This is a genomic window from Exiguobacterium sp. 17-1 (assembly GCF_023096305.1).
Lineage (GTDB): Bacteria > Bacillota > Bacilli > Exiguobacteriales > Exiguobacteriaceae > Exiguobacterium_A > Exiguobacterium_A sibiricum_A.
Genome location: NZ_JALIGJ010000004.1, coordinates 247,102 through 261,596, shown reverse-complemented (window position 1 = coordinate 261,596; position 14,495 = coordinate 247,102). Strand labels below are relative to the sequence as shown.

General features: G+C 52.1%; 13 protein-coding genes. 7 read left to right on the top strand and 6 right to left on the bottom strand.

What is annotated here, in order from left to right; all coding sequences use genetic code 11:
- Positions 1-135 precede the first annotated feature (135 nt).
- The 7 genes from MUN34_RS12320 to MUN34_RS12290 all read left to right on the top strand — a co-directional run bounded on the left by MUN34_RS12320 (position 136) and on the right by MUN34_RS12290 (position 6,988).
- A complete protein-coding gene (locus MUN34_RS12320) occupies positions 136-531 on the top strand; it encodes a thioesterase family protein (RefSeq protein WP_247857938.1) in 396 nt (131 codons plus the stop codon).
- Between the two features lie 45 nt (positions 532-576).
- Positions 577-1,719, top strand: coding sequence for a Glu/Leu/Phe/Val family dehydrogenase (locus tag MUN34_RS12315; protein ID WP_026829366.1), 1,143 nt, complete (start codon positions 577-579; stop codon positions 1,717-1,719).
- Between the two features lie 14 nt (positions 1,720-1,733).
- Positions 1,734-2,786 carry a pyruvate dehydrogenase (acetyl-transferring) E1 component subunit alpha gene (gene pdhA, locus MUN34_RS12310; RefSeq protein ID WP_247857937.1) on the top strand — a complete coding sequence of 351 codons (1,053 nt, stop codon included), beginning with the start codon at positions 1,734-1,736 and terminating at the stop codon, positions 2,784-2,786.
- Position 2,787: 1 nt separating this feature from the next.
- The gene (locus MUN34_RS12305) at positions 2,788-3,786 is read left to right on the top strand and encodes an alpha-ketoacid dehydrogenase subunit beta (protein ID WP_247857936.1); all 999 of its coding nucleotides are present in this window, start codon (positions 2,788-2,790) and stop codon (positions 3,784-3,786) included.
- 12 nt (positions 3,787-3,798) lie between these two features.
- Complete coding sequence (locus tag MUN34_RS12300; protein ID WP_247857935.1) at positions 3,799-5,013, top strand: dihydrolipoamide acetyltransferase family protein; 1,215 nt, start codon at positions 3,799-3,801, stop codon at positions 5,011-5,013.
- A complete protein-coding gene (locus MUN34_RS12295) occupies positions 5,014-6,414 on the top strand; it encodes a dihydrolipoyl dehydrogenase family protein (RefSeq protein WP_247857934.1) in 1,401 nt (466 codons plus the stop codon).
- A 70-nt stretch (positions 6,415-6,484) separates the two neighbouring features.
- The gene (locus MUN34_RS12290) at positions 6,485-6,988 is read left to right on the top strand and encodes a methylated-DNA--[protein]-cysteine S-methyltransferase (RefSeq protein WP_026829371.1); all 504 of its coding nucleotides are present in this window, start codon (positions 6,485-6,487) and stop codon (positions 6,986-6,988) included.
- Here MUN34_RS12290 and MUN34_RS12285 read toward each other — a convergent pair.
- The 6 genes from MUN34_RS12285 to MUN34_RS12260 all read right to left on the bottom strand — a co-directional run bounded on the left by MUN34_RS12285 (position 6,977) and on the right by MUN34_RS12260 (position 14,490).
- Positions 6,977-7,381: a VOC family protein gene (locus tag MUN34_RS12285; RefSeq protein WP_247857933.1), complete on the bottom strand. Its 405-nt coding sequence runs from the start codon at positions 7,379-7,381 to the stop codon at positions 6,977-6,979. The two genes, MUN34_RS12290 and MUN34_RS12285, sit on opposite strands and share 12 nt — an antisense overlap.
- A 271-nt stretch (positions 7,382-7,652) precedes the next feature.
- A complete protein-coding gene (locus tag MUN34_RS12280) occupies positions 7,653-8,672 on the bottom strand; it encodes an aldose epimerase family protein (RefSeq protein WP_247857932.1) in 1,020 nt (339 codons plus the stop codon).
- Entirely contained in the window at positions 8,669-10,159 is a 1,491-nt protein-coding gene (locus MUN34_RS12275) for a UDP-glucose--hexose-1-phosphate uridylyltransferase (RefSeq protein ID WP_247857931.1), read from the bottom strand. Before MUN34_RS12275 ends, MUN34_RS12280 begins: the two co-directional genes overlap by 4 nt.
- Positions 10,160-10,189: 30 nt before the next feature.
- Positions 10,190-11,188 (bottom strand): UDP-glucose 4-epimerase GalE, encoded by a 999-nt coding sequence (galE, locus tag MUN34_RS12270; protein ID WP_247857930.1) that lies wholly within the window; start codon positions 11,186-11,188, stop codon positions 10,190-10,192.
- Positions 11,189-12,361 (bottom strand): galactokinase, encoded by a 1,173-nt coding sequence (locus MUN34_RS12265; protein WP_247857929.1) that lies wholly within the window; start codon positions 12,359-12,361, stop codon positions 11,189-11,191.
- Positions 12,358-14,490, bottom strand: a complete 2,133-nt coding sequence (locus tag MUN34_RS12260) for an alpha-galactosidase (RefSeq protein ID WP_247857928.1) — start codon at positions 14,488-14,490, stop codon at positions 12,358-12,360. The genes MUN34_RS12265 and MUN34_RS12260 overlap by 4 nt, the downstream gene beginning before the upstream one ends.
- Positions 14,491-14,495: the final 5 nt, after the last annotated feature.

Below are 14,495 nucleotides of genomic sequence, written 5' to 3'. Positions count from 1 at the left end.
AAAACGATATTTCTTTTTGGAAAATATTCCTGAAAATGTTTGCTCATTTTGTAACTGATTGATAAAATATCGTGTGACAAGTGTTATACTATTTTTGGTAAGACCAGCTGTGGTCACAGGCAAGGGGGAATTGGTGTGAAAAACGGTTTATCGCTCGGAGATTCTGCTGTCATCGAAGCGATCGTAACAGAAGAAATGTTCGCTCAGTTTGAAGGTGTGGTTGTCCATCCGGCCTATTCAACCGTCTCGATGGTCTATCATATGGAATGGGCCGCTCGAAAACTCATCCTCCCCTACCTGGAACAAGAGGAAGAAGGAGTCGGTGGTGCCGTTTCCTTGAAGCATTTAGGAATGGCAACACTTGGATCAAACATCCGGATCGAAGCCACCGTCATCGAACTCACACCTGACCGCGTATTGACAAAAGTAGAAGTCAGACACGGCGACCGTGTCATCGGTCTCGGTGAAGTCAAACAAATCATCTTAACTAAGCAGCGGATTCAGGACAAGTTAACGCCGCGTGTTTTCTAAAGATTAAAATGAAAGCGCTTACTATACGTCAGGAGGATGTTTACTATGAATATGTTGAACCCATCCACGGATCCATCACCATCAATCATGGAGAAAATTTCCGGTCACGAACAAGTCGTTTTTTGTAACGATCCGGTGTCCGGTTTGCAGGCGATCATCGCCATTCACGATACGACACTCGGACCAGCCCTCGGTGGTTGCCGAATGGCACCGTATTCGACTGTCGACGAAGCACTCGATGATGTCTTGCGGCTGTCACGTGGCATGACGTATAAATGTGCAGCAGCTGACGTCGATTTCGGCGGCGGTAAAGCCGTCATCATCGGTAATCCGGCGACGGATAAAACCCCCGAATTGTTCCGGGCCTTCGGACGCTTCGTCGACTCACTCGGCGGACGTTTCTATACCGGGACGGACATGGGAACGACGATGGACGATTTCGTTCATGCCAGCCGGGAAACGTCACGGATCGTCGGAATTCCGGAAGCCTTCGGCGGTAGTGGGGATTCATCAATTCCTACGGCGGAAGGCGTCATTTACGGATTACGGGCAACGGTCGAAACGTTATACGGATCGGATGATTTAAGCCGGGCCAGTTACGCTGTCCAAGGACTGGGAAAGGTCGGCTATAAAGTCGCAGAACAGTTATTGTCTGCCGGTGCCAACCTGTACGTGTCCGATTTGAGCGAATCCGTTCTCGCTTCTCTCGTCGAGCAAGCGGAAAAAACACCTGGAACGGTTCGTGTCATTTCCGCTCATGAAATTCATCTGACGGATGCCGACATCTTTGTCCCTTGTGCCTATGGTGGTGTCATCCAATCGACGAACATCGGACAGCTCCAGTGTAAGGCAATCTGTGGATCGGCCAACAATCAACTCGCCGACGATGCACTTGCGCTCGAATTAAAGCAACGCGGCATTTTATATGCGCCCGATTATATCGTCAACGGTGGCGGTCTGATTCAAGTTGCCGACGAATTATACGGTGCGAATCATGAACGTGTCTTATTAAAAACAAAACATATCTATGATGCCGTCCTCGAAGTATTCCACGAGTCTCATGCGGAATCGATCACGACACTCGAAGCAGCCAATCGGATGTGTAACAAACGGATTCAAATCCGCTCTCGTCATAACAACATCTTTACGAATACGATCAAACCGAAATGGAACATCCGTAACGACTAATGGAGGTGACACTGATGGAAACTGAATTTCCGATTTACCGGATCCTTGATGATGCGGGACACGTAATCGATACATCTAAAACCGATTTGCTGACAAAAGACTTGAGCCTCGCGCTATTCACACATATGAACCGGATCCGGACGTTTGACCGGAAGGCGATCAATCTGCAACGTCAAGGACGGCTCGGTACCTATGCCCCGTTCGAAGGACAGGAAGCGGCACAGGTCGGCAGTGCGTATGCGTTGCAGGACAAAGACTGGGTCTTCCCGACCTACCGGGATCACGGGGCGACGCTGACGTTTGGCGCCGACATGGTCCGGACGTTTTTGTATTGGAATGGCCGCGTCGAAGGCTGTGTCCCGACCGATGAGCTGCATATCTTCCCACCCGCTGTTCCGATTGCCACACAAATCCCGCATGCGGTCGGTGCGGCCTGGGCGGAAAAACGAAAAGGATCGACCCAAGTCGCTGTCGCTTACTTCGGCGACGGGGCAACATCGGAAGGTGATTTCCACGAAGGCATGAACTTTGCCAGCGTCTTCCAGGCTCCGGTCATCTTGTTTAATCAAAACAACGGGTATGCGATTTCCGTCCCGATTCAAAAACAGATGCATTCGGAAACGATTGCTCAAAAAGCATTAGCTTATGGTATGCCGAGCGTCCGGATTGACGGGAATGACGTTTTCGCCGTCTACTTCACGATGCAAAAGGCACTTGAAAGAGCCCGCTCCGGCGGCGGTCCGACCTTAATCGAAGCGGTCACATGGCGATTCGGTGCCCACACGACAGCGGATGATCCATCGAAATACCGGGATCAGGAACGCTCCCGGGACCGGATTGATCCCCTCACCCGCCTGGAAGATTTCATGAAAGAACAGGGATTCTATGACGAGCAGGAAATCGAAGCAATCCGGACCCGTCATCAAGAAGAGGTCGAAGCCGCCGTCAAGACGATGGAAGCCTTCCCGCCTCCTGACGTCAATGATTTATTCGACCATACGTACGCAACATTACCGGACGATTTAGTCCGTCAAAAAACGGACTATCTGACCGCAAGGGGGAATTGACATGGCGACACCTATCAATCGACAAACGGAGATGACGCTCGTCCAGGCTGTCACCGATGCCTTACGGACAAAACTGACGGACGATGAGACGACGCTTGTACTAGGCGAGGATGTCGGAAAAAACGGTGGTGTCTTTCGGGCAACGGACGGTCTACAGGAAGAGTTCGGTGAGAACCGGATCATCGATACGCCGCTGAGCGAAGCGGGAATCGTCGGAACGTCGATCGGTCTCGCGGTCAACGGGTTTAAGCCGATCGTCGAAATCCAATTTCTCGGTTTCATCTACCCTGCTTACGAACAAATCATGACCCACGTCTCCCGCATCCGGATGCGGACGATGGGGCGTTACGGCGTGCCGATGGTCATTCGGGCGCCTTATGGGGCCGGCATTCGGGCGCCGGAAATTCACTCGGACAGTACGGAAGCCCTCTTCACCTCGATGCCCGGCTTGAAAGTCGTCTGCCCCTCCACGCCGTATGATGCCAAAGGTTTATTGATTGCAGCGATTGAAGATCCGGATCCGGTCTTATTCCTTGAGTCGATGCGGAGCTACCGGGCCTTTAAGGAACCGGTTCCGAGTGAAGCGTATACGGTTGAAATCGGGAAAGCGAACTGTGTCACGGAAGGTCAGGACGTGACGCTGATCGCATGGGGCGCGATGGTGCAGGTTGCACAAAAAGCCGCGACGGAAGCTGCAACCCGCGGCATTTCCTGTGAAGTGATTGATTTACGGACTCTCTATCCGCTTGACCGGACGACGATTGCGGCATCCGTCCAAAAAACAGGACGGGCTGTCATCATCCATGAAGCACAAGCCATGGGTGGTCTTGGCAATGATTTGCTTGCGCTGATCAACGATACCTCGTTCTTATATTTACGGGCACCGATTGCCCGGGTCACCGGGTTCGACGTGCCGGTTCCATTATTCGCCCTCGAGGACCATTACATCCCGACGCCGACGCGTGTGCTTGAAGCGGTCCAGCGTACGGTCGATTTTTAAGGAGTGAACGTGATGATTGAAGTAAAGCTGCATGACGTCGGTGAAGGGATGACGGAAGGTGAAATCGCGAACTATCTGGTCCAGGTCGGGGATCGGGTCACGATTGATCAGCCGGTCGTCGAAGTCTCGACGGACAAGATGGTCGCTGAACTGCCGGCTCCGGTATCCGGTGTCGTCACCGACCTGTTAATTCCTGTAGGACAAACGGTTGGCGTCGGAACGGTCTTATTATTGATTGAAGCCCTTGAAACAGAGGCGGCTGTGACGGTGGAACAGACAACCCGGCAGACGCCTGAACGGATTAAAGTACAACCGTCTGTCCTAACACCACCAGTTCCACCGAGTAGTCGACGTGTCTTGGCTACCCCCTACACCCGAAAAATCGCGCGCGAACACGGGATTGATCTGGAACAAGTTCCACCTTCCGATCCGTCCGGTCGCGTGACGGAGGAGGATGTCCGGCGGTTCCTCGATAAAACTGCTTCTGTCGAGAAGGCAGTGGTCGTCGAACAAACAAGTACACCTTCTGTTAAACCGGTCGAAACGATTCAGTTCCGCGGCATCCGGAAACAGATTGCGAAAAAAATGACGCAATCCCTCTTTACGATTCCGCACGTCACGCATTTTGAAGAAGTGGATATGACTCGATTGCTCGCCTTGCGCGAAGAATTAAAGGCGGCCGGTAAACCAATCAGCGTCAATGCCTTTTTCATCAAAGCCTTGATCGTCGCGCTCCAAGACTTCCCGGTCTTTAACGCAAAACTCGATGAAGCAAACGAACAGATTATCCTCGAGCAACAGTATCATATCGGTGTTGCGACCGAGACGACGGATGGACTGATTGTCCCGGTCGTCCGGGACGCCGACCAACTGACGATGCAACAGTTGCATACGCGTGTCGCGGAACTGTCTTCCCGCGCTAAGACGGGAGACTTGCGCGCTGCGGATCTGAAACCAAGCACCTTTACGATGAGTAATGTCGGCCCTCTTGGCAGTACGGGAGCGACCCCGATCATCAATTATCCGGAAACGGCGCTGATCGCCTTCCACAAAACGAAAAAACGGGTCTGTGTCGACGACCAGGATCAAATTGTCATCCGCTCGATGATGAATCTGTCGATGTCCTTTGATCATCGTGTGGCGGACGGCGCGACCGCCGTCGCCTTTACGAACCGGTTTGCCGGACTGATCGAACACCCCACTACTTTATTGATGGAGTTGATCTAAATGGTTGTTGGTGAACTGACCCAAGAACGTGATCTGTTGATTCTCGGCGGCGGTCCGGCCGGCTATACAGCTGCGATTCGCGCCAGTCAATTGGGACGAAAAGTGACCTTAATTGAACAAGCACAGCTCGGAGGACTTTGTCTGAACAAAGGCTGTATCCCGTCCAAAGTTGTCGCGCATGCGGCGGAAGTGAAACAACAAATGAACCATTTGACTGCACTCGGTTTTTCGATCGAACCGACGCATGACTTCAACCAATTGGTAAAGTACCGGGACGGGATCGTCCATCAGTTACGCACCGGCGTCGAAGCTTTATGCCAGGCAAACGCCATCGAATACATCCAAGGGACCGCCTCGTTCTTGGCGGACGACCGGATCGGTGTCGAACAGGGACATCAGTTCGACACGTACCGGTTCAATGATGTCGTGATCGCAACTGGAAGCCATAGTCTTCAGCAGACGTCCCCTCTCATCTTAAATGCAGAACAACTCTACCAGCTGACCGACTTGCCGGACCGGCTCGTCATCATCGGTCAGGACTATATCACGATTGAAGCAGCAATGAGTTTTCAGGCACTCGGCACACAAGTCACATTGATCGCCGACGCGTTTCAGCTCGATCCGAGCCTCGACAAAGAACTGCGGCGGCTCTTTAAAAAACAAAAAATCCGACTCGTAACGGGCATCGTGACCGCCATCGAGACAACGGATGAAGTGACGGTCACCGTCGTCAAAGAAGGACAGGAAACGACCTGGACCGCTCCATTTTTATTCCACTCGTTACCACGGATTCCAAACACACTGGAGTTGGGTCTCGAACGCATCGGTGTGACGATGGCAGAAGACGGCACGATTCCTGTCGATCCGTTCGGGCAAACGAGCCGGCCCCATATTTATGCGCTTGGTGACGTTACACCCGGTCCGCCACTGGCAATCCGGGCCATTCATGAAGCCAAACGAACCGCCGAACAGTTGGCAGGACAATCCCCTGATCCGACGATGCCCTATTATCCAACGGTCATCCGCTCCCTTCCACCGATCGTCTCGATCGGATTGACGGAGCAAGCGGCGACGGATGCCGGTCATGCCGTCCGGGTTGGTCAATTCTCCTTAAACGCCAATGGTGCAACGACGATTGAAGCCGGCAGTGGATTTGTCAAAGTCGTCACGGATGCCACGACGAGTCTGTTATTAGGTGTTCATATGATTGGCGAAGGATCGGTTGAACTCGCCGGCACCTTTGCCCAAGCGCTTGAAATGGCGGCCAAGGAAGAAGATGTCCGTTTCCCGGTCATGCCGCATCCGAGCCGGAATGAAGCCTGGACGGAAGCCATCGAATCTTTGGTTGGACAAGCTATCCACTTATCCCCCCGGCAACAAGCTATCTTGACGAAGTCGTAATCCAAAAACCGGTCAACTGAACAGTGACCGGTTTGTTGTATGAATTTTTTTAGTTGAAGGAGGGACAACGATGGACTTGTACTTTACGATGCTGAACTGGAACGGTACATCATTCCCGATTGCTGCGACGACGGATGGACTGTGTTACGTCGGCGCCTTAAACGAACCGGCTGACCTGTTTCCCGACTGGGCTCGGAAACAGTTGCCGCGTGCGGATCTCATCGAAGACACCCGGATGATGCAACCGTATCAGGAACAGTTGATGGAATACTTAAACGGCACACGGACCCATTTTTCGTTTCCGCTGCACTTGATCGGAACCCCTTTTCAACTGGAGGTCTGGAACGCCTTACGTCACGTGCCATATGGCGTGACGGCGACCTATTCGGATATCGCGGAACGGATTTACCGACCGAATGCGACACGCGCCGTCGGTACGGCAATCGGCAAGAATCGTGTCTTGATCGTCGTCCCCTGTCATCGAATCATCGGCAAAAAAGGTGGTTTGACCGGCTACTGGGGTGGATTGAATATGAAGCGGCAACTATTAGCATTGGAACAGTTAACCGGCTGATTCGCGTCCGTTTTCGGAGTACTCCAAAACGAAAGTGACCCCAAAAGGATCCGTCACTTGAGCATATAACCCACCGAAACTCGGCACGCCCAACGCTTCCATGATCTGACCGTCTTCTGCCAGTGCCGTGTAGGCGGCTGAAATTTCTTCGGTCGTCTCAAATGACAGCAGCAGCAGGATGTGCGAAGCCGCCGGAAGCGCTGACGAGACGTCCCACAGCATCAATTCAAAAGCACCATTCGCCAAATGGGCATGAAAGATTTCCTGTTGACCTAGCGCATTTGTTTCCGATAAGATGCGGCGTGGTTTTAACCCCAATGTCCGGTCATAATACGCAATGGCCTCTGCCGCTGTGCCATTCAAGGTAATGCAAGGTGTCGCTGGGTAACGCATATTCTCTCCTCCTCTTCGTGTCCATCCCTTTCTCTAATCCGACGGTCGTTCCCTGCTTGATGCTCCGGAATAATTAGTTCTGATAAGCGGGTTCAAAAATCGCTGATAAACAAACAAGAGGCTGACTCAAAAGTCAGTCTCTACAAAGATAAGGGTGGCAGAATGATAATCTGCCACCCTTATCTCGTAAAAAAAGAATTACTCGCTACACACGGTTCACGGTTCTTGTTTGACTGGTCCCCATGTTGCCTGAAATCCATCTGTCCGTCCTTTACGAACCATCTGTCCCGAAGCGATATGTCGTTTCCCAGCGGTATGTCTCGCCCGGTCGTACTAACACGTCCGGGAAAGATGCCTCTTTGACGGCATTCGGATGGACCTGTGTCTCAAGACACAGACCGAGTGACGGACGTGAAGCGACACCGCGAATCGTATAGTTTGTTTCGAGTTGTGTCCCCGTATAGAGGATGACGACCGGTTGATTCGTCGTCACTTCTACATAGCGGCCATTTAACGCGTCTTCCAACCGGATTGGCTGCCCTGATAAGAGAAACGGATGATCATATCCATTTCCAGCGGCTACCGTTTCCGGATGATCGGATTCTGCTCCGCTTCGAATCCGTCGCCCGGTTTGAAAATCAAGAGGTGTTCCTGACACGTCCTGCAATTTACCGGTCGGCAGCAAATCGTCTCCAACAGGTAAATACGTTTTACTCGGGATCGTCAATTGATGATCAAGTATATCCCGTTGTAAGTTCCCGGACAGGTTCCAGTACGTATGATTCGTCAGATTCAACGGCGTCGTCTGATCCGTCGTCGCATGCATCGTCAACTTCAAGGCAAGACCGTCGAGTTGATAAATCGCATCCAGCGTGACAGTACCGGGATAACCTTCCGCTCCATCCGGACTGACGTGCCGTAAATGGAGCTGCGTTTCCGTCATCTCCATGACTTCAAACAGTGCTTGATCAAATCCGTGAATCCCGCCATGAAGATGGTGCTCTCCGTCATTGGCTGCCAACGGATAAACGGTGCCCTCGACTTCCATCCGCGCTTGGCCGATGCGTCCGGCGACCCGTCCGACGATTGCCCCGAAGTACGGGGAATGATCCTGGTATTCCTTTAATGTATCAAAACCCAAGACGACACTCTCGATCCGGCCGTCCCGATCCGCAACACGGATATCATTGATAATACCGCCATAGTTCCAAATCTCGACTTCAATTCCCGGTTGCGTCAGCGTATGACGAATGAGATCCGTTTCCTGAATCAACTGCGTCTGTTCCGTCATCGCCGATCACCTGCCACTTGGCGGCTGACTGTCTCAAGAAACCGACCGAGTCCGGCTTGTCCGTGCTCCGTCTGCTTGAAGACACCACAATCTTCGAGACCGCGAACGAATTTTGCTGCGACAGCCTGGCGGACATAGTCTGATACGTCTTGTCCGGCATAGGTTGCCTTCAGTTCTTCCGCCCAAGCTTGGTGCGACGGAGCGACCTGGCTTGTGCCGGTGATGAACTGTTCGACTTCTTTCAGTTCACTGAGCAGACGGGCCGGCAGAACAGCGAGTCCCATCACTTCAATCAAACCGATGTTCTCGCGTTTAATATGGTGAATATCCGCATGCGTATGGAAAATGCCGTCCGGATGTTCCGCCGACGTTCGGTTATTGCGCAAAACCAAATCCAGTTCAAATCGTTCTCCGCGCATCCGGGCAATCGGTGTCACCGTGTTATGGCGGACACCGTCCGTTGCCGCAATGATCTCATGCTCGGTATCTTCGTACGTCAACCAAGTCTGATACACCTCGTCTGCTGCATCGAGCAAGGCCGACGCATCGGAACTGCTCAAGCGCACGACCGTCAGCGGCCAGTGCAGCGTTTCGCCGGTGACATCCGGATGATCCGGTAAAACAAACTCGTGCAACGCCTGTGCCCGGTCCATCGCAAATTCATAACGACCACCCTGATAATGGTCATGCGTCAAAATCGAACCGCCGACGATCGGCAAGTCGGCATTCGACCCGGCAAAATAATGCGGAAACTGAGCAACGAATTCAAGCAACCGCGCAAAGGCTTGACGGTTAATCACCATGTCCCGGTGCTCCTGCGACAAGATGATGCTGTGTTCGTTGTAATAGACGTATGGGGAGTATTGCAACGCCCACGCTTCGCCTTCAAGGGAAAGCGGAACAATCCGGTGGTTGGCTCGGGCCGGATGATTGATGCGGCCGGCATAACCGACGTTTTCAACACATAGCAGACACGTCGGATAGCTCGAATCAACGATTTCCATTTGCGCCGCCGCAATTTCACGCGGATCTTTTTCCGGTTTCGAGAGATTGATCGTAATATCGATTTCACCATACACCGTATCCGCCTGGTATTGAATATTCTTAGCGATTCGTTTTGTTTGAATATAGTTGTTCGCTTGACTGAGTTGATAGAAGTAATCGGTCGCCTGTTGCGGACTTTCCGCATACAACCGACGGAAGGTCGAAGTGATGGTCGACGGACGATCGACGAACACATCCATCAGTTCCGCTGCCAACCGTTCTTTCTCGTCAAGACGCGCTGCCAATTGTCCGGCAGCAATCTGTTGTTCAATCATCGCATCCAGGATGTCGGGAATCGACGCGGTGTCGACAGTACCCGGATCCGTGTAAGCTGCTTCGCCCAGCAACGCCAATAATCGGTTTCGTGCATACACCGCGTCTTCCGGTTGAATTAACTGGTGACGGATTGCCTGCTCTACTAATTGTTTGATGAGTTCGTTCATCGCCTTCACTCCCCTAAATCCATTCTCTCTTTATCGTACCGGTGTCTTGTAGCCTTGCGGACGTTGTTCGTGCCAGCGCCACGCATCTTGAATGATCGTTTCGATGTCCGTCCGGCTTGGCTTCCAGCCTAAGACTGTTTTCGCCTTATCCGATCCGGCAATCAACGTACTTGGATCGCCGGCACGTCTTGCGACGACTTGTTCCGGAATCGCATGTCCCGTCACGCGGCGTGCGGCTTCAATGATTTCCCGGACTGAAAAACCGCGGCTTGAGCCAAGATTAAAGACATCACTCGGATTGCCCTGTTTTAAATACTCAAGCGCAAGCAGATGGGCATTGATTAAATCCTCGACATGGATATAGTCACGGATACATGTCCCGTCCTCCGTCGCATAATCATCGCCGTAAATCGAAATCACCGGACGTTGATTGTTTGCAACTTCGAGAACGAGCGGGACAAGGTGGGTTTCCGGTGTATGGTCTTCCCCGATTTCACCCGTCGCGCGTGCTCCTGCAACATTAAAGTAGCGGAGTGCGACATAGTTCAGACCATATGCCGTTTCACACCAACGCATCATCTTCTCCATCATCAGCTTCGTTTCACCGTAAGCATTCGTCGGATTTGTCGTGGCCGTCTCAAGAATCGGCATCTGTTCCTGCTCCCCGTACGTGGCGGCGGTCGATGAGAAGACAATCTGTTTGACATCATGCGCCATCATCGCTTCGAGCAATACCTGTGTACCGTAGACGTTGTTATCAAAATAAGCGAGCGGATGCTCCATCGATTCACCGACTAACGAGAAGGCGGCGAAATGGACGACCTGATCGATTGTTTCCGTCTCAAACACCGTATCAAGGAAGGCACGATCCCGGATATCCCCTTCGTAAAAACGGGCTTCCGGATGAACGGCTTCCCGGTGACCGGATTTTAAATGATCGATGACGACAACTTCCTGTCCGGCATCCACCAGTTGATAAACTGCATGTGATCCGATATATCCTGCTCCACCTACTACGAGTACTGCCATTTAGATGACCTCCTGTTCGACTTCTCGTGCTCCATCACCAACCGTTGCCGTGTAGAACGATGCCGGATAACCGATTGCGGTCTCGTATGCTTGACCGACTGCCGTCATGAATGTATCGACCGTTTCGGCTTTAACGATTGCAATCGCACAACCACCAAAACCGGCACCCGTCATTCGGGCGCCAAGGACTCCCGGTTGCGCCCAAGCTGCTTCGACCAATGTATCCAGTTCTTTCCCCGTCACTTCGTAATCCACTCGCAAAGAATGATGTGAGGCATTCATCAGTTGACCGAATGCTTCGAGTCTCTCTTCTTTTAGCGCATCGAGCGCCTGCAATGTCCGCTCGTTTTCAGAAATCGCGTGACGCGCCCGGCGTTGTAATCGTTCGTCCTCAAAAGACACTGTTTCGAATTCATCCATCGACCATTGGCCGAGTGACGCATACGGTCGGTACTGTTGCAGATACGTCAGTGCCGCTTCACATTCCGAGCGGCGCTCGTTGTATTTCGAATCCGCCAGCTCACGGCGCTTATTCGTATTCATGATGATGATCGTATAACCGGACAAATCAAGTGGGGCATACGTATAGTCAAGCGTCTCACAATCAAGTAACAGACCGGATCCCGCTTTGCCCATCCCGATTGCAAATTGATCCATGATGCCGCTGTTGACACCGATGTACTGGTTTTCGACCTGTTGACCATATTTGACGAGTTCGATCCGATTAACATTCAGATTGTACAGTTTGTCGAGCAAAACACCGATGACCAGTTCAAGCGAAGCGGACGAAGACAGTCCGGCACCATTCGGGATATCACCTTTGATCAAGATGTCGCATCCTGTATCAATCCGGTAACCGGCTTCCCGTAAGATATGAATCATCCCTTTGGCATAGTTGGCCCAGCCATCGGCAGATCGATGCGTTAAGTCATCCCCTGCGACTTCGATGATGCCGTCGGCTTCAAAGTTCAGCGAATAAAACCGGAACACCGCATCGTCCCGCTTGCGGACGACCGCATGAGTTCCAAGCGTCAAGGCACACGGAAAGACATGTCCACCGTTGTAGTCTGTATGTTCTCCGATCAAATTGATCCGCCCCGGCGCAAAAAAGCGGTGGGTCGACGGTTGACCGAATTGTTGTTCAAAAATATGTTCTAATGTCTGGTCTGTCATGCGATCGGCTCCTTTGACTCTGATGTAGGGATGCTGCGGTGAACCGGCTGAATGTGTAGACAACAAGCTTCATAATCTGTCGTATAGGTGATCGTCAATCCTTGTTGCATCAAGTACGCACCGCTGAGCTGACGCCCGTCGACCTGATACACACCTGTTTTCTCAAGTCCGTGCAGACGGAAGTGGTACTGGTTTGAGCCGTGCTGACGCATCGGTGCTACTGCCAGGACAACCGTTTGATCGTTTGACGTATATTGCATGAGGGAAGACGCCACGTGGTCTGCCGACAGCCGGTACTGACGTCCGAATTGAACGGTTTCCCGAATTGTTTTATACGTCGCAATCCACTCGGTTGCTTCCTTTAACTCTTCAGCTGTCCATTCGCTTAAGTTGCCGCCGATGCCAAGTGTTCCTTGCATCGATGAGACGAAGCGGGTCGCAAGCGGTAAGTTCCGGCCGTTCAGCCAGTTTGGACCATCCGTCACCCAACAACTCATCATTTTCGCATTATAGGCAAACGAAAAATCATGTTGGATCGTCAAACGGTCCAGTGGATCCGTGTTATCACTCGTCCAGACCTGTTCCGTCCGTTTGAGAATCCCAAGATCAATCCGTCCGCCGCCTCCGGCACAGGCTTCAAAATCCACTTCCGGGTGACGTGTCCGCAACTCGTCAAAGATCCGGTACAATGCATCGACATGACGCTTCCATAATTCTTGCTGCGCTGCTGGTGTAGCGTCTTTTAGACCCGGTTCTGAAAAAGCGCGGTTCATGTCCCATTTGATGTAATCAATCGCGTGTGTCTCAAGCAACTCATCCATCATCTCGAACACGAATTGTTCGACTTGCGGTAAACCAAGGTTCAGAACAAACTGATTGCGCGATGTCGTCCGGCGTGCACCGGGACTATGGTAAATCCAGTCCGGATGTGTCCGGTAAAGATTTGAATCGGGATTAACCATTTCCGGTTCCACCCACAAGCCAAACTGCATGTTTTGTTGTTTCACGTACTCGATCAACGGTGTTAAACCGTTTGGGAATTTTTCCGGATTCACGACCCAGTCACCGAGACCGGCCTGATCGGAGTTTCGTTCACCGAACCAGCCGTCATCAACGACGAACAGTTCGCAGCCGATTGCGGCCGCTTGATCGACGAGCGCCCGTTGTCCGTGTTCCGTCACGTCAAAATAGGTCGCTTCCCAGGAATTATAGAGGACGGGCCGGACCTTGTTTCGGTCTGATTCCGGCATGATGACGTCACGCTGGAAATCATGCGCCCGGGCACTCATCCCGGCAAAGCCGTCTGCCGCGTATCCGATATAAAAGTCCGGTGTCGTCATCTGTTGACCGGCTTCGAGTTTCCAACTGAAATCAAATTCATTCATCCCGCCCGATATTTGAACAAATCCAAAGGCATCCTGTTCGAAGTGCATCGACCAGTTACCGGAATAGGCAAAATGTCCGTAAATGACTTCACCGGTTGATTCGGTCGCCCCTTGTTCAAGTGCAAACCAGGGATTCGCCTGATGACTCGTCACACCCCGGCGGCTGTCAATCGTCTTACGTCCCGACGTTAGTGGCGTCACCTGTTTTTGGAATTCACCGGTCCATGTCCCGGCGAAGTGGTGCACGTTCAAGTTCGGCCGTTGCAGAATTCCCATCGCAAAGGATTGGGCTGTCGTCAACCGGATTGATTGTGTTCCGGTATTCTCAATCACGAGGGACCGTCCGATCATATCGTACGCTTCGTACACGTCATATTTGATGCCGACCCGGAGTTCTTGTAACGAATCAAACAACCATAACGTCAATCCACTGTCGGATTGCTCGGCGCGTTCAAACACGAACTGACTGATTCGTTGTCCGTCCTCCCGTTCTGATTTCAAAGTCGGTTCTGTGTAGACCATCTCACCAAATGGAATGAAGTCGTAAACCGCGACACCATCCGGTGATTCAAATGAGCTATGCGCAAGAACCGGATTCGGTAATGCTTCATAGTCGGATGGATACGGCAGACGTGCTCCAAAATACGTATGCAACACCTTGCCGTGCTGTCCGATCGTCACGACATGCGCGACATGTTGTCCTTCGAGGACGAACCGCTGATTCGGCAGTTCAAGAATGGCCATGGTCG